20 protein-coding genes and 1 tRNA gene are annotated in these 21,468 nt (G+C 65.2%); 6 read left to right on the plus strand and 15 right to left on the minus strand.

The annotated features are described in order from the left end of the window. The first annotated feature begins 85 nt into the window (after positions 1-85). From AC5RUQ_RS18670 to AC5RUQ_RS18680, 3 genes are read left to right on the plus strand one after another with little or no spacing between them, the layout of a single operon-like run. A complete protein-coding gene (locus AC5RUQ_RS18670; RefSeq protein WP_493948794.1) occupies positions 86-874 on the plus strand; it encodes an alpha/beta hydrolase in 789 nt (262 codons plus the stop codon). Next, a complete protein-coding gene (locus AC5RUQ_RS18675) occupies positions 871-1,683 on the plus strand; it encodes an alpha/beta hydrolase (protein WP_493948795.1) in 813 nt (270 codons plus the stop codon). Before AC5RUQ_RS18670 ends, AC5RUQ_RS18675 begins: the two co-directional genes overlap by 4 nt. Beyond that, positions 1,670-2,248: a hypothetical protein gene (locus AC5RUQ_RS18680; protein ID WP_493948796.1), complete on the plus strand. Its 579-nt coding sequence runs from the start codon at positions 1,670-1,672 to the stop codon at positions 2,246-2,248. Before AC5RUQ_RS18675 ends, AC5RUQ_RS18680 begins: the two co-directional genes overlap by 14 nt. 4 nt (positions 2,249-2,252) lie before the next feature. Here the strand turns inward: AC5RUQ_RS18680 and AC5RUQ_RS18685 are convergent, their stop codons facing one another. Then, entirely contained in the window at positions 2,253-3,344 is a 1,092-nt protein-coding gene (locus tag AC5RUQ_RS18685) for an ROK family glucokinase (RefSeq protein WP_493948797.1), read from the minus strand. Positions 3,345-3,523: 179 nt separating this feature from the next. Between AC5RUQ_RS18685 and AC5RUQ_RS18690 the strand changes: the two genes are divergently transcribed. Beyond that, positions 3,524-5,332, plus strand: coding sequence for an AMP-dependent synthetase/ligase (locus AC5RUQ_RS18690; protein WP_493948798.1), 1,809 nt, complete (start codon positions 3,524-3,526; stop codon positions 5,330-5,332). A gap of 197 nt (positions 5,333-5,529) precedes the next feature. On the opposite strand, the gene AC5RUQ_RS18695 is transcribed toward AC5RUQ_RS18690, so the two are convergent. After that, the gene (locus tag AC5RUQ_RS18695) at positions 5,530-8,928 is read right to left on the minus strand and encodes a pyruvate carboxylase (RefSeq protein ID WP_493948799.1); all 3,399 of its coding nucleotides are present in this window, start codon (positions 8,926-8,928) and stop codon (positions 5,530-5,532) included. A gap of 301 nt (positions 8,929-9,229) precedes the next feature. On the opposite strand from AC5RUQ_RS18695, the gene AC5RUQ_RS18700 reads away from it, so the two are divergent. Continuing rightward, positions 9,230-10,048: a ParA family protein gene (locus AC5RUQ_RS18700; protein ID WP_493948800.1), complete on the plus strand. Its 819-nt coding sequence runs from the start codon at positions 9,230-9,232 to the stop codon at positions 10,046-10,048. Between the two features lie 79 nt (positions 10,049-10,127). On the opposite strand, the gene AC5RUQ_RS18705 is transcribed toward AC5RUQ_RS18700, so the two are convergent. The 5 genes from AC5RUQ_RS18705 to gcvH form a co-directional block, all read right to left on the minus strand. Next, positions 10,128-10,721 carry a MerR family transcriptional regulator gene (locus tag AC5RUQ_RS18705; protein ID WP_493948801.1) on the minus strand — a complete coding sequence of 198 codons (594 nt, stop codon included), beginning with the start codon at positions 10,719-10,721 and terminating at the stop codon, positions 10,128-10,130. Positions 10,722-10,957: 236 nt separating this feature from the next. Then, entirely contained in the window at positions 10,958-11,461 is a 504-nt protein-coding gene (locus AC5RUQ_RS18710) for a bifunctional nuclease family protein (RefSeq protein ID WP_138135016.1), read from the minus strand. Beyond that, on the minus strand, positions 11,461-12,177 hold the full coding sequence (ftsR, locus tag AC5RUQ_RS18715; protein WP_493948802.1) for a transcriptional regulator FtsR: 717 nt from the start codon (positions 12,175-12,177) through the stop codon (positions 11,461-11,463). The genes AC5RUQ_RS18710 and ftsR overlap by 1 nt, the downstream gene beginning before the upstream one ends. Before the next feature lie 23 nt (positions 12,178-12,200). After that, positions 12,201-12,677 (minus strand): FHA domain-containing protein, encoded by a 477-nt coding sequence (locus tag AC5RUQ_RS18720; protein ID WP_163162996.1) that lies wholly within the window; start codon positions 12,675-12,677, stop codon positions 12,201-12,203. Positions 12,678-12,830: 153 nt separating this feature from the next. Continuing rightward, positions 12,831-13,217: a glycine cleavage system protein GcvH gene (gene gcvH, locus AC5RUQ_RS18725; protein ID WP_163162994.1), complete on the minus strand. Its 387-nt coding sequence runs from the start codon at positions 13,215-13,217 to the stop codon at positions 12,831-12,833. A 163-nt stretch (positions 13,218-13,380) separates the two neighbouring features. Between gcvH and AC5RUQ_RS18730 the strand changes: the two genes are divergently transcribed. Continuing rightward, positions 13,381-14,250, plus strand: coding sequence for an Fpg/Nei family DNA glycosylase (locus tag AC5RUQ_RS18730; protein WP_493948803.1), 870 nt, complete (start codon positions 13,381-13,383; stop codon positions 14,248-14,250). Between the two features lie 67 nt (positions 14,251-14,317). Here AC5RUQ_RS18730 and AC5RUQ_RS18735 read toward each other — a convergent pair. From AC5RUQ_RS18735 to AC5RUQ_RS18770, 8 genes are all read right to left on the minus strand, one after another. Next, positions 14,318-14,394 (minus strand) — tRNA-Pro (locus AC5RUQ_RS18735). A gap of 159 nt (positions 14,395-14,553) precedes the next feature. Continuing rightward, positions 14,554-16,104, minus strand: coding sequence for a ribosome biogenesis GTPase Der (der, locus tag AC5RUQ_RS18740; protein WP_493948804.1), 1,551 nt, complete (start codon positions 16,102-16,104; stop codon positions 14,554-14,556). A gap of 10 nt (positions 16,105-16,114) precedes the next feature. After that, positions 16,115-16,795 (minus strand): lysophospholipid acyltransferase family protein, encoded by a 681-nt coding sequence (locus AC5RUQ_RS18745; protein ID WP_493948832.1) that lies wholly within the window; start codon positions 16,793-16,795, stop codon positions 16,115-16,117. A gap of 46 nt (positions 16,796-16,841) precedes the next feature. Then, the gene (gene cmk / locus AC5RUQ_RS18750; RefSeq protein WP_493948805.1) at positions 16,842-17,555 is read right to left on the minus strand and encodes a (d)CMP kinase; all 714 of its coding nucleotides are present in this window, start codon (positions 17,553-17,555) and stop codon (positions 16,842-16,844) included. Further along, positions 17,555-18,664 carry a prephenate dehydrogenase gene (locus AC5RUQ_RS18755; protein WP_493948806.1) on the minus strand — a complete coding sequence of 370 codons (1,110 nt, stop codon included), beginning with the start codon at positions 18,662-18,664 and terminating at the stop codon, positions 17,555-17,557. The genes cmk and AC5RUQ_RS18755 overlap by 1 nt, the downstream gene beginning before the upstream one ends. A gap of 3 nt (positions 18,665-18,667) precedes the next feature. Beyond that, on the minus strand, positions 18,668-19,876 hold the full coding sequence (locus AC5RUQ_RS18760) for a pseudouridine synthase (protein WP_493948807.1): 1,209 nt from the start codon (positions 19,874-19,876) through the stop codon (positions 18,668-18,670). 114 nt (positions 19,877-19,990) lie between these two features. Continuing rightward, positions 19,991-20,653 carry an SMC-Scp complex subunit ScpB gene (gene scpB, locus AC5RUQ_RS18765; protein WP_493948808.1) on the minus strand — a complete coding sequence of 221 codons (663 nt, stop codon included), beginning with the start codon at positions 20,651-20,653 and terminating at the stop codon, positions 19,991-19,993. After that, the gene (locus tag AC5RUQ_RS18770; protein ID WP_493948809.1) at positions 20,650-21,462 is read right to left on the minus strand and encodes a segregation and condensation protein A; all 813 of its coding nucleotides are present in this window, start codon (positions 21,460-21,462) and stop codon (positions 20,650-20,652) included. The genes scpB and AC5RUQ_RS18770 overlap by 4 nt, the downstream gene beginning before the upstream one ends. Positions 21,463-21,468: the final 6 nt, after the last annotated feature.

Below are 21,468 nucleotides of genomic sequence, written 5' to 3' on the forward strand. Positions count from 1 at the left end.
CTCAGGCCCCGCGTCGGGCCTGGTCAGCAGTTCAATGCAACCCTACTCTAGTGAGATTTGCCGGGAACAGTGACACGATGGAGTCATGAGCGAAAGCAGCATCCCGTCCCGTCCTGCCGCTTTCAGCTATCCCGGCCACGGAGCCAACGCCCGCATCGGAGTGGCAATCTGCCACGGTTTCACCGGCAGCCCCCTGAGTGTGCTGCCATGGGCGGAACACCTCGCTTCGCAAGGCTACGCGGTCACCGTTCCCCTGCTGCCCGGGCACGGGACCACCTGGCGCCAGCTTGCCCGGACGCGCTGGAGCGAGTGGTACAACAGCTTCGAAAGCGCCTACCTGGAGCTTTCGGAGCGGACGGATACGTGTTTTGTCGCCGGGTTGTCCATGGGCGGAGCCATCGCACTGCTGACTGCTTCCAGGCACCCTGTGGCAGGAGTCTCGGTGGTGAACCCCGGCCTGAGCTTCTACGACCGCCGGGTACGCGTCATTGGCGTGCTGAAGTATTTCCAGAAGACCACCCTCCCCATCCAGGAAGAGCAGCCCACAGCTGTTGTCACCGAAGACGGCGACTATTCGCGTACACCGCTCTCCGCCGTGCACGAACTGAAGAAACTGTTCGGGGCTGCCACCCGGGGCCTGCCCCGCGTCACAGCTCCCGTGCAGGTATTCAAGTCGCACACGGACGCAGTAGTCCCGCCCACCTCGCTGGCAGTACTGAAAAACCGCCTGGGCACGCAGCTTGAAGAGGTAGTCAGTCTTGCCAGCAGCGGCCATGTGGCTACGCTGGACGTGGATGCGCCGGAGATCTTTTCGAAATCCAGCGCCTTTTTCCATGCCCACGCCCGCCAGAACACTTCAGTGGAGACCCCATGACCTCCAGCCCGGACCACAGCCCCTACAGCAGTCCATTCAATGGCGAGGGGCCCCGGATCGGCGTGGTCCTCTCGCACGGGTTCACCGGCAGCCCCCACGGCCTGCGCACCTGGGCCCATGCCTTCACCGCCGCGGGTTTCGCTGTGCGCATGCCCCTGCTGCCGGGCCACGGCACCAGTTGGCAGGAACTGGCCCGGACTACGTGGCAGCAGTGGCATGCCGCACTTGATGACGCCTATCTGGAGCTGGACGCGGAGTGCGATTACGTCTTTGCCGCCGGCCTCAGCATGGGCGGAGCGCTGGCGCTGCGCATCGCCGCCACACGTCCGGTGGCAGGGGTGGTCCTGGTAAATCCGGGGCTGGTGATTGACGATCCACGCGCTCCGCTCGCCGGAATCCTGAAGCTCGTCATGAAAAGCACACCGGCCATCGCGAACGACATCCTCAAAGAAGGCATGGATGAAGGCGCCTATCCCCGAACTCCGGTAGCGGCCGCCCACGAACTTAACAAGATGTTCAAGGACACCATCAGGATCCTGCCCAGGGTCACTGCTCCTGTGCAGGTCTACCGCTCCACGGTTGACCATGTGGTGTCCGACTCCAGCATCGTGGCGCTGCGCCGCGGCCTCACCCATGCGCCCCTTGAGCTGGTCCGGCTGGAAAACAGCTACCACGTGGCCACCCTGGACAACGACGCCGACCAAATCTTTGCGGGATCCGTGGACTTCATCCGCGGCGTGGTGTCCACTGCCGGCGCTGCGTCCGCTTCAGCTGCGCCCGTCCAGGAGGCTTCCCATGAACAGGCCTGACTCTGGCTCCCCCGATCAGGGCTCCAACCACGACGACGCCGTCTGGCTTGACCTCGTGGCCCGCCTCGAAGCAGACTCCCCGGCAGGCCCTGCCGGTACAGGTACTGCCGGCACAGACAATGGCGACGACCCGGACGCGCCTGAAGGCACTCCCGCTCCCGCGGGCAGGTCCGCCACCTTCCGGGACTTCGACCCCCTGGGACTAGCCGGGTCCGCCCCCACCGAGCTTTCCGCCGCCGAGCGGCAGGAGACGGCCGCCACCACCGGTGACGCCGCGAACGGCAACGCGGCCGCGGGGCCACGCGACTATGACGTGGACGGGGACGACGACGAATTCATTCCCGAGGAGCCGCCGAGCCTGGCCGGAACCGACCCGCTTACCATGCTGGCCTGGCTGGCCGCGGTGGGCGGGCCCGTGGCCCTGCTGCTGTCGGCCATGTTCTGGCGCTCTGCACCGATGCTCGCGATCGTGGGCATCGTGGCCGTGTTTGTGCTGGGGACGGTCTACCTGATCATGAAGCTCCCGCAGGAAAAAGACGAGAACGACGACGGCGCCCGCGTCTAGTGCCTCAGGCGCGGACCCTGCTGCTCACCCGGGAAAGGTCCGCCGCCCCGATCAGGCCGGCGTTCGGTCCCAGGGCCGCCAACTGAATGCCGGCGGCAGGCCGGAAGCCGCGGCCGGTCAGGTTGCGGGCGAAGGCCGTTCGGGCGGGGTCCACCAACAGGTCCCCTGCTGAGCAGAGGCCGCCGCCGATAACAAACAGGCCGGGATCCAGCGCCGCGGCCAGGTTCGCCAGCCCGAGTCCGAGCCAGTCACCTACTTCGTCGATAAGTTCCCGGGAAGCAGCGTCGCCGGCCAGGGCCAACTCTGTGACGATCGCTCCGGTGATCGTATCGGTGTTGCCACCCACAGCTGCGAGCAGGTCCTGGGCCACCGGGGAGTTGGCCCGCGCCAGGATACGGGCTTCGCGTCCCAGCGCATTCCCGGACGCGTACTGCTCCCAACACCCCCGGTTGCCGCACTCGCACCGGTGGCCGCCGGGCATGATGATCTGGTGGCCGAACTCGCCGGCTACGCCAAACCTGCCGCGCTCCACCCGCCCGTCCATCACCATCGCTCCGCCGATTCCCGTGCCCAGGGTGATGCACACCAGCCGGGCTTCGCCCTGCCCGGCGCCAAAGCGCCACTCCGCCCACGCTGCGGCGTCGGCGTCGTTGGCGAGCAGGACGGGACGGCGCAACAGGTTTTGCAGGTTTTTCCGGAGTGGCTCGTTCCGCCAGGCGAGATGCGGGCTAAAAAGTACCGTGCCGCCGTCGAGGTCCATCCACCCGGCGGCACCGATGCCGACCGACCAGATCCGGTGCCCCCGGCCGAGCTCTTCCACGAGCTCCACAATCACCTGTTCCACTGCCCGCGGATCCGTGCCGGGCGTCGAGCGGCGCGCTTCGTTGAGGATCCTGCCTTCGGCGTCCACCACGCCGGCAGCCACCTTGGTGCCGCCGATGTCGATCCCGATGGCAAGGCCCTTCCGGCCAAGGCGCAGGTGCTCGCGGAAGCCTTCGCCGTGGCGCAACCTGCTCCGGCCGGTGGTTGGGCGCCGCCTCCACGGAACCGGTCGTCGCAAGGGGCCGGCCTGTTCGCCGGGGGGCGGTGCATACATAGTCAACCATTCTAGGCTGGCGGTTCCGGGGGTGAAGGAGGCCGTCCCCGCATGTACCGCCATCCACCATTGACGCCAAAGTTACTCGTCAGTAGGTTTAGATACTGCACGGCCTGGTACAGGCGTACTAGTCTTTAGGCATACCCCTGCGCGGGTCTTCGGATATCAAAGGAGCTATAGTGCGCGAATTCAGTGTTCCGCCTCTTGTTGTTGTCCCACCGGAAACCAACATCACTGATCTGGTATTGCGGCAGGCTGCGAAGCCCAGCAACCCGGCACTGTTTTCGCGGCTCGGCTCCGCCGGTGCCTGGCAGGACATCCGCGCTACGGACTTCCTGGCTGACGTCTCGGCCCTGGCGAAGGGACTGATGGCAAGCGGCGTGGCTGCTGGTGACCGCGTAGGCATCATGTCCCGCACCCGCTACGAATGGTCCCTGGTGGACTTTGCCATCTGGTTTGCGGGAGCAGTATCCGTTCCGATTTACGAGACCTCCTCCCCGTCGCAGGTGGCCTGGAACCTTGGTGATTCCGGCGCCGTGGCAGCCTTCGGCGAGGCAGCCCACCATGAGGACGTGATCCGCCAGGCGGTTACGGCGGAGGGCCTCACTGCGCTCCAGCACGTGTGGCAACTGGAAGGCCAGGGGCTGGACGCCCTCCGTGAAGCCGGCCGCGACGTCAGCGACGCGGATCTCGAGGCGCGCCGCGCGACGGCCACCCTGGACGACGTCGCCACCATCATCTACACCTCAGGCACCACGGGCCGTCCCAAGGGCTGCGAACTAACGCACGGAAACTTCGTTGAACTTTCGGACAACGCCCTCGCCATCATCGGTGAGATCGTCCATGAGAACGCCAAGACCATCATGTTCCTGCCACTGGCCCACGTTTTTGCACGATTCATCTCAGTTTTGGCCATGGCCGCCGGAACCACGGTGGCCCATACGCCGGACATCAAGAACCTCCTCGCTGACCTGCAAAGCTACGAGCCCACCTTCATCCTTGCCGTGCCCCGCGTCTTCGAAAAGGTCTACAACTCCGCGCTGACCAAGGCCGAGGACGGCGGCAAGGGCGCCATCTTCCACAAGGCCGCCGACACTGCCATCGCCTTTTCAAAGGCGCGCCAGAACGGGCGGGTGGGCCTTGGCCTCAAGCTCCGCCACGCCCTCTTCGACAAGCTGGTATACAGCAAGCTGCGGGCTGCCATGGGCGGCCACGTCGCCCACGCCGTCTCCGGTGGCGGCCCGCTGGGTGAACGCCTGGGCCATTTCTTCCAAGGCATCGGCCTGCAGGTCCTCGAAGGCTATGGCCTGACTGAAACCACAGCCCCCATCTCCGTCAACACACCGTCGCTGATCAAGATCGGGTCCGTGGGCAAGCCGCTGCCCGGGAACGCAGTCCGGATTGCCGAGGACGGCGAAATCCTCGCCAAGGGCGTCTGCGTGATGCGCGGCTACTACAAGCGGGAGGACCTTACCTCGGAAACCTTCGCTGACGGCTGGTTCCGCACCGGCGACATTGGCCGCCTGGACGATGACGGCTTTGTGTGGATCACCGGCCGCAAGAAGGAAATCATCGTGACCGCTGGCGGCAAGAACGTGATCCCCGCGTTGCTTGAGGACCAGATCCGTGCCGATGCCTTGGTCTCCCAGGTGCTGGTGGTCGGTGACAACAGGCCTTTTATTGGCGCCCTCGTCACCCTGGACCAGGAAGCCCTGCCCGGCTGGCTGCAGCGCCACAACCTCCCGGCCGACACCTCGCTCGAGGATGCGGCCAACAACCCGGTGGTCAAAGCAGCTGTCCAGGACCTCATCACCGCAGCGAACGCCTCCGTATCGCAGGCCGAAGCGATCAAGTCCTTCCGGATCGTGCCTGCTGACTTCACCGAAGCCTCAGGACACCTGACGCCGTCGATGAAGGTCAAGCGGGCACAGGTGATGAAGGACTTCGAGACGGTGATCGAGGAAATGTACTCGGCACCACGCTCCTGACGCCGATGTAGGACGCGGGCCCCGATCCGGCAGCGTGCGTAAAGGGGCCCCGCGCCCCCGCTCGCCCCGAAGCGGCCTTAGCGGGGCGCGGGGAATAGCACGCAGAGGATCAGGCCTGCCGCTAGCCACTGCCGCAAACAAACGAGAGGGCCCTCCTGCACGGAGGACCCTCTCGTCGTATCACTCGCTACCGTGCACTACTGCTCCACGACCAGCAGCAGGTCTCCGCCCTCTACCTGCTCCACTGAGGAGATGGCGAGCCGCGCGACCTTGCCGGCTACCGGCGTCGTGATGGACGCTTCCATCTTCATCGCCTCGATCGTAGCTACCGTGTCGCCGGCTTTGACCTCGTCGCCGGGCTTGACGGCCACGGTAACGGCACCGGCGAACGGGGCTGCCACGTGGCCGGGCTGGCCGGGGTCGGCCTTCTCGGCTGCCTTGACATTGCTGACCACCGAACGGTCCCGGACCACCACCGGCCGGGACTGGCCGTTGAGGGTGCACATGACCGTGCGCATACCCTTTTCGTCAGGCTCGGAGACGGCTTCGAGGGACGCGATCAGCCTCACGCCCTTCTCCAGCTGGATCTCGTGCTCGGCGCCGCGCTGAAGTCCGTAGAGGTAGTCCCTGGTGTCCAGCACAGAGATGTTGCCGTACGTCTCCACGCTCTTCAGGTAGTCCTTGGTGGGTCCGTCGAAGAGCAGCCGGTTCAGCGTGTGCTGGCGGGTCTTTGAGTCGGACTTCAAGGCGGCACTGTCCTCGGCGCTGAGCTCCACGTCGCGGACCTTCACGCTCCTGCCCTGGAGGGCCTTGGTGCGGAAGGGCTCGGGCCAGCCTCCCGGAGGGTCACCCAGTTCACCGGAAAGGAATCCGATGACTGAATCCGGGATGTCGTAGTTCTGCGGGTTCTCGTTGAAATCCGCGGGGTCCGCGTTCAAGCCCACCAGGTGCAGGGCAAGGTCGCCCACCACCTTGGAGGATGGCGTGACCTTGACCAGGTGGCCCAGGATGCGGTCGGCGGCGGTGTACATGTCCTCGATCGCCTCAAAGCGCTCCCCCAGTCCGAGTGCCATGGCCTGCTGGCGGAGGTTGGAGAGCTGCCCGCCGGGAATCTCGTGCTGGTACACACGGCCGGTGGGGCCCGGAAGGCCCGACTCGAACGGCGCGTAGACGCGGCGGACCGCTTCCCAGTACGGCTCCAGCGAGCTGACGGCTGCCAGGCTCAGGCCAGTATCCCGCGGCGTGTGTGCCAACGCTGCGACCAGCGCCGAGGCCGACGGCTGGCTGGTGGTTCCGGCCAGCGATGCGGAGGCGACGTCCACGGCGTCGACACCGGCGTCCACGGCGGCCAGCAGGGTGGCCAGCTGGCCTCCTGCGGTGTCGTGGGTGTGCAGGTGAACCGGCAGGTCGAAGCGTTCCCGGAGGGCGGAGACGAGTTTCGCCGCGGCGGCGGGACGGAGCAGGCCTGCCATGTCCTTGATGGCCAGGATGTGGGCTCCGGCGTCCACGATCTTCTGGGCCAGGCCAAGGTAGTAGTCCAGCGTGTAAAGGGTCTCTTCGGGATCCAGCATGTCGCCGGTGTAGCAGAGCGCTACTTCGGCGACGGCGGTGCCTGTTGCCCGGACAGCGCGAATGGCAGGTGCCATCTGGCTGACATCGTTCAGGGCGTCGAAGATGCGGAAGATATCAATGCCCGTGGCCGCGGCCTCGTTGACGAAGGCTTCCGTGACCTCTTCCGGATAGGGCGTGTATCCCACGGTGTTGCGGCCCCGGAGGAGCATCTGGAGGCACACATTCGGAAGCGCTTGGCGAAGGGCGGCGAGCCGGTCCCACGGGTCCTCGCCCAGGAACCGAAGGGCGACGTCATACGTTGCCCCGCCCCAGGCCTCAACGGAAAGCAGCTCCGGCATGAGCGCAGTAACCGCCGGGCCGGCTGCCACGAGGTCGCGGGTTCGGACGCGGGTGGCCAGGAGCGACTGGTGGGCGTCCCGGAAAGTGGTGTCCGTGACGGCCACTGCGTTCTGTTCACGAAGCGCCCTGGCGAAGCCTTCAGGGCCCAGCTCGAGCAGCCTTTGGCGTGAGCCGGGTGCTGCCTCCATGTCCTTGACGGACGGCAGCTTGCTGGCAGGATTCGAGTGCACGGTCAGTTCGCCGTTCGGCTTGTTAACCGTGACTTCAGCAAGCCAGGTAAGGAGCTTGGTGCCGCGGTCGGCAGAGACACGCGCCTTGAGCAGCTGCGGGCGCTCGTCAATGAAGGACGTGGCCACATCCCCGGCGATGAAGTCGGGGTCGTCGAGCACCGCCTGGAGGAAGGAGATGTTGGTGGAGACACCGCGGATACGGAATTCGGCAAGGGCGCGGCGGGCACGGGCGACGGCGGCCGGGTAGTCCCTGCCGCGGCAGGTGAGCTTCACCAGCATGGAGTCGAAGTGCGGGCTGATTTCGGCACCTGAGTAGACAGTGCCGCCGTCGAGCCGTACACCGGCTCCGCCGGCAGAGCGGTAGCCGGTGATCTTTCCGACGTCGGGCCGGAACCCGTTGGCGGGGTCCTCGGTTGTGATGCGGCTCTGCAGTGCCGCGCCGCGCAGCTTCACTGTCTCCTGGGAGAGGCCGAGGTCCGCCAGCGTTTCGCCGGCGGCAATGCGCATCTGGGCCTGGACGAGGTCGACGTCGGTGACTTCCTCGGTGACGGTGTGCTCCACCTGGATGCGGGGGTTCATTTCGATGAAGACGTGCTGGCCGGCACGCTCACCCACTGTATCGACGAGGAACTCCACTGTGCCGGCGTTGACGTAGTTCAGGGCCTTGGCGAACTTGACGGCATCCCGGTACAGCGCCTGACGGATGCCTTCATCCAGGTTCGGGGCCGGGGCGATCTCGATAACCTTCTGGTGGCGGCGCTGAATGGAGCAGTCCCGCTCGAAGAGGTGCATCACGTTGCCCTCGGCGTCCGCCAGGATCTGCACTTCGATGTGCCGCGGGCGCAGGACAGCCTGCTCCAGAAACATGGTGGGGTCACCGAACGCCGCGTCCGCCTCACGCATGGCGGACTGCAGGGCCTCCGGAAGTGCCTCGCGGGTATCCACGCGTCGCATGCCGCGTCCGCCGCCACCGGCCACGGCTTTGGCGAAGATGGGGAAGCCGATCTCATCGGCCGCCGCAATGAGCTCGTCCAGGTCTTTGGAGGGCGCACTGGACTTCAGGACGGGAACACCGGCGTCACGGGCAGCCTTCAGGGCTGCCACCTTGTTGCCGGCCAGCTCCAGCACCTCGGCCGGCGGACCGACAAAGGTAATGCCGGCATCCTTGGCGGCGCGGGCAAGGTCCGGGTTTTCTGAGAGGAAGCCGTATCCGGGGTAGATGGCGTCCGCACCGGACTCCTTTGCTACGCGCACCACTTCGGCAACGTCAAGGTAAGCACGGACGGGGTGGCCCTCTTCGCCAATCAGATAGGCCTCGTCCGCCTTCTGGCGGTGGATCGAGTTCCTGTCCTCTTGGGGGAAAACGGCAACGGTCTTGGCGCCCAGCTCGTAGCCGGCGCGGAAGGCCCTGATCGCGATTTCGCCGCGGTTGGCCACCAGAACTTTGGAAAACATACTTCTCCTGCATCATTGCGGGTGGATCGGTGAGTGGTCACAGTGTCTAGGACCTATAAGGGCAAACACAAATCTTTGTGGCAACCATCACAGATTTCCCCGTCATGTCCCGAGCTCTTCTGCCGGCCCGGGCAGAAACCGCCCCGGCAGCATAGCTGGTGCCATGCCGACGCCCGTTAAAGCAGGAATCGCCGACGCATCCACATATGATGAGTAGGGCGGCAGGACCGTCCGGCTTCGGCACTGCCGGAGCAAACATTACTCCCAACACGGCATCCGGCGTTAGGTTTTGGTCTCTCAAGTGCAAGTAGTCAGCATCAGCAGCCTCAAGGGTGGAGTCGGCAAGACTTCCGTCACCACAGGATTGGCGTCTGCAGCCCTTGCCGCAGGCATCCGCACGCTGGTGGTGGATCTTGATCCCCATGCAGACGCGACCACCGCCCTGGGCGTGCAGCCGGGCGACCAGCTCGATATCGGCAGGATGCTCAAAAGCCCCCGCCGAGCCAAGCTCGCCGAGAATGTGGTGGGCAGCAGCTGGACGGAACGGGCCCCTTCCAACGGCTCCGGTTCAGCGGTCCTGGACGTCGCCGTCGGCTCTGCCTACACGGGAATCTACGACCGGCCGGACCTCAGCCGCCGCGACCTGCGGCGGTTGTCTTCGGTGTTGGCCGCCGCAGACAACTACCAGCTCGTCCTGATCGACTGCCCGCCGTCCCTGAATGGCCTGACCCGGATGGCCTGGTCAGCCAGCGACAAGGTGGCCCTCGTTGCCGAACCGGGGCTGTTTTCCGTTGCCGGTACCGAACGGACCATGAGGGCCATCCAGCTTTTCCGCCAGGAGTTTGCGCCAAACCTTTCACCGGCCGGCATCATAGCCAACCGGGTGCGGTCAGGGTCCTCCGAGCACACCTACCGGCTGGCAGAGATGGAGTCGATGTTCGGCGAGCTCCTTTTGAGCCCACGAATCCCGGAACAGGCGAACTGGCAGCAAATCCAGGGCGCCGCCCACCCGGTGCACCATTGGCCCGGCGACTCAGCCAAGGCCGCCGCGGCCCTGTTCGATGACCTGCTGGCCAACGTGATGGCGGTAGGCAGCGGCCTGCGCAGCCGGGCCAGGTAGGAGAAGGAACGTCAACAGCAGAGGCCGCTCTCCCCGTGGAGAGCGGCCTCTGCTGTTAAGTTGAACCCGTAGTGCAGCGTCAGCTGATCTTGCGGGCTGCCCGCCGCTTGCTCAGTTCGTCGTCGGGAAAGGGCTGCTCCGTGGCATGTTCGCTCGGGAGCGACGCAAGGCTGCCTTCCACCTCGCGCCACACGCGGCCAACGGCGATGCCGAACACGCCCTGGCCACCCTGGACGAGGTCGATGACTTCGTCCGCGGACGTGCACTCGTAAACGCTGGCGCCATCGCTCATCAGCGTGATCTGGGCCAGGTCCTCCACGCCGCGTTCACGCAGGTGTTCCACGGCCGTGCGGATCTGCTGCAGCGACACACCGGTGTCCAGCAGTCGCTTGACGACCTTGAGGACGAGGATATCGCGGAAGCCGTAGAGCCGCTGGGATCCCGAGCCGGCCGCACCGCGGACGGCGGGTTCGACAAGTCCGGTGCGCGCCCAGTAATCCAGCTGGCGGTAGGTAATGCCTGCTGCCTTGCAGGCGGTGGGACCCCGGTAGCCGGCGTCTTCATCCAGGACGGGCAGGTCTTCGGTGAACAGGAGGCCCTGGGCACCGCTTGCGGGCACAGCAACACCGGCCGTGGGCTGCTTCAGCCCGCCTGCTTCGCCTTTGGGACTCACCTGGATCCTCCTTGTCATAAGCTCCCCGAGAAGAACTGCAGCAGCTTTAACAGGAATGAAGATCATGCCTGTAATTTCCGCGGGGCGCACCTTCCAGTGTGACCTGTGCGGCTGCTGTAAGCAATGGGAACTCGATACTTAGACGTTAGGCCCGCGGGGACCCAAGGTCAAAGACGTTGGGCCCTTCGAAGAGGCGTGTCGAAACTTTCATCCTCAACTTTAACCTTAACGTGACCTTAGCCGTCGAAATCCTCGGGTTCCACGTCGTCCAGGAACTCCCGGAACCGGCGCAGTTCGCGCTCTTCGTCGACGGTGGGGCCGGGCTCCGTGTCCTCGCCTTCATCGTGCTCCGTGATCCGAACGCCGGCCTCGTCCATCACGGAATCCGCGCACCAGATCCGGCACTTGGCCCGAAGGGCGACGGCGAGGGCATCGGAAGCGCGCGAACTGACGGTGGTGCCGTTCTCGAACTGGAGCTGGCCGTAGAAGATGTTGTCCTCCACCGCCACAATGTTCACGCTGACCACGGAGTGGCCCAGCGACTCCACCACGTCCACCAGAAGGTCGTGCGTCATGGGCCGTGGCGGAACCACCCCCTGCTGGGCAAGGGCGATGGCGCTTGCTTCAGGGGTGCCGATCCAGATGGGCACGTGGCGTTCCCCGTGCATCTCCCGCAGGAGGACCAGTGGCTGGTTGGAAGGCAGTTCGATCCGAACGCCTACGATCTCGACTTCAATCATCAGATGTCCATGCGTGAGATGTGGTCCTGCACCAGAGCCCGGTGCAGGGTGAGGCAGAGGTCGCTGATTTCGCGGGCAGCCTCAGCCGCCCGCGCCTGGGAAGCGGCGTCCTTGCGGGAAGCAAGCGGCGCCACGGCGCGTTCCACAAGACCGAACTCCCTCTCAGCAGCTGCCTGGAAGGGCCGGAGGTGGCGGGGTTCGAGCCCGTGGCTTTCCAGCTGCACGCAGGCCCTGGCCACCTGCAGGGCGTGTTCATCAAACTGCCCGTTGGAGTGGCTGATGAGGCCGAAACTCAGGAGGGCCTGGAGCAGGGGTACGCTGGCCCCGGACTCGGTGCGCAACTGCTCTTCGGTCAGCGTGCGCCCCCGGCTCTGGAGTTCAGCGGCCAGTTCGTCCGAGACAATGCGCGGGGACACCACAACGCCTGGCGGCAGGTTTTCGGGGCGTTCTCCCCTGTCGATGGCGTCCAGGTAGTCCTTGATGACCTTCAGGGGAAGGTACTGGTCCCGCTGCAAAGCCAGGACGAAACGCAACCGCTCCACGTCGCCGTCGGAATACTGCCGGTAGCCCGCCGGGGTGCGGCGGGGATTAATCAGCCCTTTTTCCTCGAGGAACCTGATTTTTGACGCTGTCATGCCGGGGAAGTCGCCGCTAAGCTGGGCGAGGACTTCCCCAATGTTCAGGACCTGCGGTCCCCGGCGTTCCGGTTGTGCCATTGCCACAGGCAGCGGTCCCCGGATCAGCCGCGGCCTGCAGCGCTGGCAGGGCTCAGGTAGAAGGTGAGGCGGAACTTGCCGATCTGGACTTCACTGCCGGACTTGAGCTCGACGCTGTCCACGCGGTCGTGATTAACATACGTGCCGTTCAGGCTGTTCTTGTCCACTACCTCGAAGCTCCGGGCGGTACGCCGGAATTCGACGTGCCGGCGGGAGACCGTGACGTCGTCCAGGAAGATGTCCGCGTCGGGGTGGCGGCCGGCGGTGGTGACGTCGGAGTCCAGCAGGAAGCGGGCACCGGCGTTCGGGCCGCTGTGAGCAACGAGGAGTGCAGACCCAGCCGGCAGTGCCTCGACGGAATTGCGCTCTTCGGATGACAGCTTGGGGGCGATAGTGGGTTCATCCCGCACCGGGGTGAGGTGGATCGAGGTGGTCTCCGACGCCCTGGCCGCACCATTGCCGTATTCCCCATCGGCAGGGTTGTGTGTGTGGCCAGCCATGGATTCCTCCTCTTCCGCTGCAGCTCTGACGCCTGCAATTAACATTTGCCGTCCGGGCCTGCCGCGCAGGTCCGGCACCGGCTCCCGATCCGGCCTGACGTGCGAAGACGTGGCGTCTGCGCCGCTGGCCGAACCGGATTTACCGGATAGCTTTTAGCCTACCTGTTGTTCGTACTCGGATGCACTGAGCAACGACTCAACAGCGTCTGCTTCGGCAAGTTTGACTTCGATGAGCCAGCCGTCGCCATAGGGATCGGTGTTGATCAGCGCCGAGTCCGTGTCGAGGGACTCATTGCGCGCCACTACCTCACCGGTGACCGGCGCGTAGATGTCACTGACGCTTTTGGTGGATTCAACCTCGCCCACAACCTCGTTTGCCGTAATCTTGGTGCCCACTTCCGGCATCTGGGCGTAAACCACATCGCCGAGGGCGTCCTGGGCGAAGTCGGTGATACCCACCCGCACCACACCGTCGGCACTGGGAGCAGAAACCCACTCATGTTCGGCGGTATAGGACAGGTCTTCGGGAATGTTGCTCATCAGGGGCCTTTCATGGGGTCGAACACCAATGTCAACGGGGCCCAAACAGGCCGCCGCTGAAAGTATAGGCACAACTGCCGGGGCGTTCGCCGGGGATTCTGACAAGATGGGACCCATGAGCGCACGCACCCTTCCAGCACTTCGGGAAGCGGCAGGGTAAGCCATGCCGGAACTTCCGGAGGTGGCCGGCCTGGCTGAATTTCTTGATGAGCACCTGCGGGGAACTTCGGTAACCAAGGTGCTGATCGTTTCCTTCGCCGTGCTCAAAACAGCGGATCCGCCATTCAATGCGTTGGAGGGCCGGACCGTGACCGGAGTGCGGCGCTTCGGCAAGTTCGTCAGCATCGACACCGGCGGGATCTCGCTGGTGTTCCATCTGGCCAGGGCGGGCTGGGTGCGCTTCACGGACTCTCCCACCGATGCACAGCTGCGGATGGGCAAGGGCCACATCGCGGCGCGTTTTGCCTTTACCGGCCCGGAAGGGCCACGAGGCATCGACCTCACGGAGGCGGGAACCAAGAAGAGCCTGGCCGTCTACGTGGTGCGGGATCCCCAGGACGTGCCGGGCATCGCCACCCTTGGGCCGGACCCATTCACCGAGGCGTTCGACGCCGACATGTTGGCTGAAATCCTCGCCGGCAGTTCGCAGCAGATCAAGGGGCTCCTGAGGAGCCAGAGCGTGATCGCCGGCATTGGCAACGCCTACAGTGACGAGATTCTTCACGCCGCGAGGATTTCACCATTCGCAACTGCAAAGTCGCTGGATCGGGAAGCGGTGCAGGTCCTCTATGATTCCATCCACGATGTGCTCGGCACCGCCCTGGCAGAAGCCAGCGGCAAGCCGCCCAAGGACCTGAAAGACGTCAAGCGCAGCCACATGCGGGTCCATGCCCGGACCGGCGAGCCGTGCCCGGTGTGCGGGGACACCGTGCGGGAGGTATCTTTTGCCGATACTGCACTGCAGTACTGCCCCACCTGCCAGACGAAGGGCAAGATCCTGGCCGACCGCAGGACATCCAAATTCCTCAAGTAGGGCAAAACCATAAGTGCCGAAAACAAAAAACCGGAACCACGCGTTTCCGCGTGGTTCCGGTCCTTTATGGTCGGGCTGACAGGATTTGAACCTGCGACCCCTTGACCCCCAGTCAAGTGCGCTACCAAGCTGCGCTACAGCCCGTTAGTTCCGCCGTTCTCCGCTGTGCTTCATCCCCGGGCCAACCCGGGAATTTCCACCAGCAGTCCGGCCGAACCACCTAGAAGAGCTTACACGATTCCGGAGGGTGCAAGTGACACTTTCCGGCTTTCGCAGCTCCGTGTGTCGCGGAGATCACGACGCTTAGCGCTTCTTGCCGCGCTTTTCCCGCACCCGCATGTTGACCTCGATGGGGGTGCCCTCAAAACCAAAGGTTTCGCGCAGCCGGCGGGTGATGAAGCGCCGGTATCCGGGGTCCAGGAATCCGGTGGTGAACAGCACGAACTTCGGCGGCCTGCTCGAGGCCTGGGTGCCGAAGAGGATGCGCGGCTGCTTGCCGCCGCGGACGGGGTGCGGGTGTGCGGCCACGAGCTCGCCGAGGAAGGCGTTTAGGCGGCCGGTGGCAATGCGCTTGTCCCAGTTTTCCAGCGCCAGGTCCAGGGCAGGAACCAGGCGGTCCTTGTGCCACCCGGTCTTGGCCGAAATGTTGACGCGGGGCGCCCACTCCACGTGGGCCAGGTCCTGTTCAATCTCACGCTCGAGGTAGCGCCGGCGTTCGTCGTCGAGCAAGTCCCACTTGTTGAAGGCGAGCACCAGGGCGCGGCCTGACTCGATGGCGAGCTGCAGGATCCGGACGTCCTGCTCGCTGAGGACCTCGTCCACGGCGAGGAGCACGACGGCGACCTCCGCCTTCTCGAGCGCGGCCTGGGTCCGCAGGGAGGCGTAGTAGTCCGCGCCCTGGGCCATGTGCTGGCGGCGGCGGATGCCTGCTGTGTCCACGAACCGCCAGGTGCGTCCGCCGAGTTCGATGAATTCATCCACCGGGTCGCGGGTAGTGCCGGCAGTGTTGTCCACCACCACGCGCTCGGTACCGGCCAGCTTGTTCAGCAGGGACGACTTGCCCACGTTGGGGCGCCCGATCAGCGCGATGCGGCGGGGACCGCCGGAACGTTCCAGTCCTTCGATGGTGGAGAACTCGGGAAGGGTATCCATCACGTGGTCAAGCAGGTCGGCCACGCCCCGGCCGTGCAGCGCGGAGACCGGGTAGGGCTCGCCGAAACCGAGTCCCCACAGCGCAGCGGAGTCGGCCTCCTGGGCGAAGTCATCCACTTTGTTGGCCACCATGATGACGGGCTTCTTGCTGCGGCGCAGCATCTTCATCACGCCTTCGTCGGTGGCGGTGGCACCGACAGCGGAGTCGACGACGAACAGGACTGCGTCCGCGAGCTCCACGGCCATCTCGGCCTGCTCCGCCACGCGGGCGTGGATGCCGCGGGCGTCGTGTTCCCAGCCGCCGGTGTCCACGAGGGTGAAGTTTCGCCCGTTCCAGTTGGCGGAGTACATCACGCGGTCACGGGTGACGCCAGGGGTGTCTTCCACCACTGCTTCGCGGCGGCCAAGGATCCGGTTGACCAGGGTGGACTTGCCGACGTTGGGACGTCCGATAATGGCCAGGACCGGATCGAGCTTGACCGGACCGTCATAGTCCTCATCGTCGTATTCACCGCTGAGCAGCGCGGCGTCGTCCTCGTCAAGCTCGTAGTCCTCCAGGCCGGCCCGGAGTGACGCAGCACGGAGTTCGGCTTCGTCGTCGTCTATCGCCGCCAGCCGCTCGGCCACCTGGTCGGTGCCGGAGGGGGTGTATTCGTCATCGCCGGCGCCGGAGTGGCCGGAAGTTTGGGTTGTATCGCTCATTGCGTTGTCCTTAGTGGTCATCTGCCGGCGTCCCGGCTACTGCTGTGAAGTCTTTGGAAAAATCTGCCGCCGGCAAGGGCTGCCCCGTGAGCTGGATGGAATCCCGCACGTGCCCTGACAATGCGGCCCGGATCTCCAGCGCCGCCCTGTCCATTGAAGCACGCCCGCTTTCCCCGGCCCTGCGGCCCAGCGTCAGCGCATTACCGAAGCTGACGTGGAAACGCCTGCCAGGCCGCGGCACCGAATCGAGGTGCTCGTTGCCCTTGCGCGTGCCCAGGATCGCGACGGGCACCACCGGAGCGCCGGAGTTCAGCGCGAGCCAGGCAACGCCGCCGTTGATGTCGGCCGCTGCCCCGCTCCCCCGCGTACCTTCGGGAAGAATCCCGACGCAACGTCCGGCGTCGAGCACTTCCTTGCAGCGCTGCAGCGCAGCACGGTCCCCCGTGCGGTCAACAGGCAGCTGCCCGGACGCTGTCAGCACCCGGCCCAGGAAGCCTTTGAACATCTCCTGTTTCACCAGGATGTGCATGGGCCGCGGCGACGCGCCGAACATCACCGGCCCGTCCAGGAAGCTGATGTGGTTGGCGGCAAAAATCACCGGCCCGCCGGTGGGAACGTTGTCCCGGCCCGTGACGGACGTCCGGTACACCAGGTGGTCAAGGGCCCAGCCAACAGGCCTGCTCCAGGCCATGGTCCAACCGGACGGGATCTCCGGCCTGGGCTTTCCGACGATTGGCTCAGTCACGGTTCAGGACCTTGGTCACAATCACGAGGGCCGCAGCAACCGTCTGGTCGAAGTCCAGATCCGAGGAATCCAGGGTGACCACGCCGGAAGCAGCCTGCGTGAAGTTGACCACTGTGGAGTCTTTGGCGTCGCGGTGGGTCACCTGGGCCGCCAGTTGCTCGGCATCCTGGGTGCCGCCGAGCTGGATTCCGCGCCGGCGCAGCCGTGCTTCCTCGCTGGCGGTCAGCAGCATCCGCACTTCAGCCCCGGGCGCAACGACGGTGGTGATGTCCCTGCCTTCCACGACGATTCGGCGGTGGTGCTTTTCGATCAGTTCGCGCTGGCGCCGGATAAGCTCGGTCCTGGCTCCCAGGGTGGTGGCCACGGCACTGACAGCGGATGAAATGGCAGGCTCACGGATTGCGTGGGTGACGTCGATCCCGTCCACCCGGACGTACTCCACCTGGGGGCTTGTACTCAGGTCCAGGACCAGGTCCCGAGACGCCTGCTCCACGGACGCACTGTCCTCCAGGTCGATGCCTTTAGTGACGCAGAACCACGTCAATGCCCGGTACATGGCACCGGTGTCCAGATAGGCGAGCCGGAGCCTGCGGGCCACTTCCTTGCTGACACTGGACTTTCCGGAGCCCGACGGCCCGTCGATGGCCACCACCAGCGGCCTGCCGATCCGGAGCGCAGGCAGGGTGTCAAGAAGTTCTTGTGTCATTACTGGAGTACCCGCCATCCGCGGTCGTTAAGTGCTTCGATCAGGTGGTCATGCTTGTTCGGCAACACGGAGATTTCCACCATACCCACGTTCTGGCCCGAGGAGTGGTCCAGGCGCAGGTCCTCCAGGTTTACGCCGATCTCCCCGATTTCCGTGAGGAGACGGGCAATCTGGCCCGGCTTATCGTCCACCAGGACGGTAAGCCACGAATACGCCTGGGGAGGTCCGCCGTGCTTGCCCGGAATCCGGGCCTGGCCGGCATTGCCTTCACTCATCAGCTGTGCGAGGTCAAGGCGGGCACCCGGTGCGGTGGGCTCCTCCAGAGTGCCGATCAGGCGGTTGAGGTCCTCCCGCACGCCGTAAAGGATCTCCACCACCTTGGCGGCATTGCCGCCCAGAATCTGTACCCAGAGGGAGGGATCACTGGCAGCGATCCGGGTGACGTCGCGGAGTCCGTTGCCCGCGAGGGACAACGCGTGCAGCGGAGTTCCCTGCAGTCGGCTGGCCAAGAGCGATGACATGACCTGCGGCAGGTGCGATACCAGGGCCACAGCTTCGTCGTGTTCGTCCGCGGTGAACTGGGAAACAACCGCCCCCAGGTCCGTGGCCAGTGAACGGGCCGTCTGGAGGGCTGCGCCGGAGGTTTCCTCCGACGGGCACACCACCCAGGGCATAGAGGTGAAGAGCTCCCCGCGGGCTGCGACCGGCCCGGACTTTTCCCGACCGGCCATAGGGTGTGTGCCCACATAGCGGGAGAGGTCCACGCCGCGGCTGCGCAGCGCCGAGAGGATCTCCGCCTTGACACTTGCGATGTCCACCACCACGGAATCCGGGTAGTCAACCAGCGCCTTTGCCACAACATCCGCCGTGACATCCGGCGGGGCAGCGACAACCACCAGCTGCGGCACAGCACCCGCAAGCCCGGCCAGGGGCTGGCCTGCACCAATATCCACCGCAACCGCCTGGTTGGTGGGCGAAGGGTCGGACAGGTAAACCGGAACGCCGCGGCCGCGCAGGCCCAGCCCGATGCTGGTGCCCAGCAGCCCCGTTCCGATCACCACCACGGGTCCGTCCAGGTGCCCGCGGCCCTGGCTGTGGAAAGCGGACATGCCTCAGAGCCCTACGGATGCCAGCAGATGGCCGACTTCCTGCTTGCCGAGGTTGCGGATGCTTCCCTGGCGCTGGTCGCCCAAACCGATGGGTCCCACCTTGACGCGGACAAGCCGCAGGACCGGGAATCCGACGGCATCGAACAACCGGCGGACGATGCGGTTCTTGCCCGAGTGCAGCACGACCTCGATCAGGACGTGGCCGGGAGTGGAGTCAACGAGGCGGAAGGAATCCACCGAGGCAAAGCCGTCCTCCAGTTCCACGCCTTCCTTGAGCTGGGCGCCGATTCCCTGCGGGAAGGGCCCCCGGACCTGGACCAGGTAGGTCTTGGGCACCTCGTAGGAGGGGTGCGTCAGGCGGTTGGCAAGTTCGCCGTCGTTCGTCAGCAGCAACAGCCCTTCGGTGGCGACGTCGAGCCGGCCCACATGGAACAGGCGTTCGCCGTGCTGGTGGCGAAGGAAGTCACTGATGCACGGGCGGCCCTCGGGGTCCTCCATGGTGGAGACAACACCCTTGGGCTTGTTAAACACCATGTACACCAGGTTCTCGTCCAGCTGGATCCGCAGTCCGTCAACGTGGATGACGGCGGTCTTGGGATCAACGCGGACGCCGAGCTCGGTGACTACCTGGCCGTCCACTTCCACGCGGCCCTCGGCAATCATCTCCTCGCAGACGCGGCGTGACGCTACACCCGCGGAGGCCATGACCTTCTGCAGGCGCACGCCGTCCGCGTCGTGGAGTTCCGACTGGGGAACCTCGCCGCGAGGACCTTTCTTCCGGCTTGGCCGGCGGACCGGACCCAGGTTCTGGCCGAAACGTTCGCTGCCGAAAGCACGGGAAGCTGCCGCCCCCGGGGCACCGGTCCGTGGCTTTGGCTTCAGCGCGCCCGGCGTTCCCGGGGCCTTCTTGGCACCCGGCTTGCGTACTGCAGGCTTCCGGGATGAAGGCTTTGCAGATTTGGGTTCCGTTGCTCCACGGCCCCCCTGGCCACCGGCCGGAGCCTGGTCCGGATCGATAAACCGCTCCTCGCGCGGCTTGGGTGCGCGGTGCGGGCGGTCGCTGCCGAATCCGCCGCCACGATTGGCGGCCCCGCCGCGGAACCCGCCGCCGGAAGCACCGCCCTGTGAAGCGCTGCGCTGTGATGTACTGCGTTCGGTACCGTCACGTCCCGAACCTTTACGTGGTGAACCCTGGCGTCCCGCCTGTGTCATGACCCGTCCTTCGATATTTTGACCGGAAAGGTGTCCAAGGACAACCTTAACCAGCCGTGCAGAAATAATCTGCCCTTATAAGTACTCTTACGTGCCGCCAGGGCGGTGCCCTGGCTACATTCCTTCGGCGTCGTAGAACTCCGCAATACCGTCCAGCCCCGGGAGGTGTGGGGACAGCTGCGGCAGCTCAGCCACCGAACTGATTCCCATCCGCTCCAGGAAATATGAGGTGGTCCGGTAGAGGACCGCACCGGACTCCGGATCCGTTCCCGAGTCCTCGATGAGTCCGCGCTGGGCGAGCGTCCGTACGACAGAGTCAACATTGACTCCCCTTATTGCGGAAACCCTGGCCCTGGAGACCGGCTGACGGTATGCGATGACCGCGAGCGTTTCCAAGGCGGCTTGGGTAAGCCTGGCTGTTTGGCCCTCCAGCACATATTTGCCCACGATGGGGGCGAATTCAGTACGGGAGTAGATCCGCCAGCCGCCGGCGACCTTCCGCAATTCAAAACCCCGGGGGCTGGAGCCGAAACCAGTTCCACTGGCTTGATCCATATCCGGGGCTTTAACAGTATAGCCGCTATAATCCCGCTGAAGTTCTGCAAGCAGGGCACTGACCCCGTCAACGGGAAGTTCGAGTCCGGCAGCCAGTTCTTCCTCCGTGGCCGGTTGGTCAATGACCATCAGCACCGCTTCAAGGGCGGCTTTGGCCCCACCCGGAAGGTTTGCGACGTCCGGCTCCCCTTCACTGGTACCTTCTGTTGCCTGCCCCGTCACAGCTGCTCCTCAAATTCTTCGCTCAGGTTTTCCGCCGACCATTCCCCGTTCCCGGCAGTCCAATGCACGGCCAGGTCCCCCAGCGGCGACAGCTGGTCGAAGGAAACCGCCTTGTCCCGGAACAGCTCCAGGAGGGCAAGGAACCGTGCAACCACCACCAGGGTGGACTCCGCATCGGCAATCAAGGCCCGGAAGGTCAGCGGTGATTCAACCTGAAGCCGCAGGCCCATCACTTCTGCCTGCTCCTTCACGCTGACATTGCCGCCGTGCAAGTGCGCCAGGCCTACTTCTGTCTGCTTCGGAGCCTTGGGCTGCAGTGCGGCTTCGGCCAGGCGGGCGAACTGTTCCGGACTGTGTTTCCAGACCAGCTCGGGAAGCATGGCCGCGAAGTGTTCCTCCAGGGCGACCTGCCGGGGGAACCGCATGGCCTCCTGGTGGAGGGTTTCGCCGAGTAGTCCCGCCACGTGCTTGAAGGCCTTGTACTGGAGCAGCCGCGCGAAGAGCAGGTCCCGGGCTTCGAGCAGTGCAATGTCTTCATCGTTTTCAACTTCCCCCGCAGGAAGGAGCCGGGCAGCTTTGAGGTCCAGCAGTGTCGCGGCAATCACCAGGAATTCGCTGGCCTCGTCCAGGGCCCACTCCTCGCCCAGCTTCTGCAGGTTCCGGATGTACTTGATGAATTCGTCGGTCACCGTGGCGATGGCTACCTCGGTGATGTCCAGCTGGTGCTTGGCGATCAGGCCGAGCAGGAGGTCAAAGGGACCCGTGAAGTTGGCCAGCCGCACCTCAAAGCCGGGCTTGGATTCGGCCACCGGGTA

The sequence above is a fragment of the Arthrobacter sp. MDT2-3 genome, assembly GCF_059090465.1.

What these genes read in the sequence shown, in the direction of transcription:
- der (WP_493948804.1), bottom strand. Translation starts at nt 16,104, where the DNA reads ATGAGCGATACAACCCAAACTTCCGGCCACTCCGGCGCCGGCGATGAC.
- AC5RUQ_RS18720 (WP_163162996.1), bottom strand. Translation starts at nt 12,677, where the DNA reads ATGGCTGGCCACACACACAACCCTGCCGATGGGGAATACGGCAATGGT.
- AC5RUQ_RS18760 (WP_493948807.1), bottom strand. Translation starts at nt 19,876, where the DNA reads ATGACACAGGCGGGACGCCAGGGTTCACCACGTAAAGGTTCGGGACGT.
- AC5RUQ_RS18680 (WP_493948796.1), top strand. Translation starts at nt 1,670, where the DNA reads ATGAACAGGCCTGACTCTGGCTCCCCCGATCAGGGCTCCAACCACGAC.
- gcvH (WP_163162994.1), bottom strand. Translation starts at nt 13,217, where the DNA reads ATGAGCAACATTCCCGAAGACCTGTCCTATACCGCCGAACATGAGTGG.
- AC5RUQ_RS18710 (WP_138135016.1), bottom strand. Translation starts at nt 11,461, where the DNA reads ATGATTGAAGTCGAGATCGTAGGCGTTCGGATCGAACTGCCTTCCAAC.
- AC5RUQ_RS18730 (WP_493948803.1), top strand. Translation starts at nt 13,381, where the DNA reads ATGCCGGAACTTCCGGAGGTGGCCGGCCTGGCTGAATTTCTTGATGAG.
- AC5RUQ_RS18675 (WP_493948795.1), top strand. Translation starts at nt 871, where the DNA reads ATGACCTCCAGCCCGGACCACAGCCCCTACAGCAGTCCATTCAATGGC.
- cmk (WP_493948805.1), bottom strand. Translation starts at nt 17,555, where the DNA reads ATGACACAAGAACTTCTTGACACCCTGCCTGCGCTCCGGATCGGCAGG.
- AC5RUQ_RS18685 (WP_493948797.1), bottom strand. Translation starts at nt 3,344, where the DNA reads ATGTATGCACCGCCCCCCGGCGAACAGGCCGGCCCCTTGCGACGACCG.
- AC5RUQ_RS18670 (WP_493948794.1), top strand. Translation starts at nt 86, where the DNA reads ATGAGCGAAAGCAGCATCCCGTCCCGTCCTGCCGCTTTCAGCTATCCC.
- AC5RUQ_RS18745 (WP_493948832.1), bottom strand. Translation starts at nt 16,795, where the DNA reads ATGGCCTGGAGCAGGCCTGTTGGCTGGGCCCTTGACCACCTGGTGTAC.
- AC5RUQ_RS18755 (WP_493948806.1), bottom strand. Translation starts at nt 18,664, where the DNA reads ATGTCCGCTTTCCACAGCCAGGGCCGCGGGCACCTGGACGGACCCGTG.
- ftsR (WP_493948802.1), bottom strand. Translation starts at nt 12,177, where the DNA reads ATGGCACAACCGGAACGCCGGGGACCGCAGGTCCTGAACATTGGGGAA.
- AC5RUQ_RS18695 (WP_493948799.1), bottom strand. Translation starts at nt 8,928, where the DNA reads ATGTTTTCCAAAGTTCTGGTGGCCAACCGCGGCGAAATCGCGATCAGG.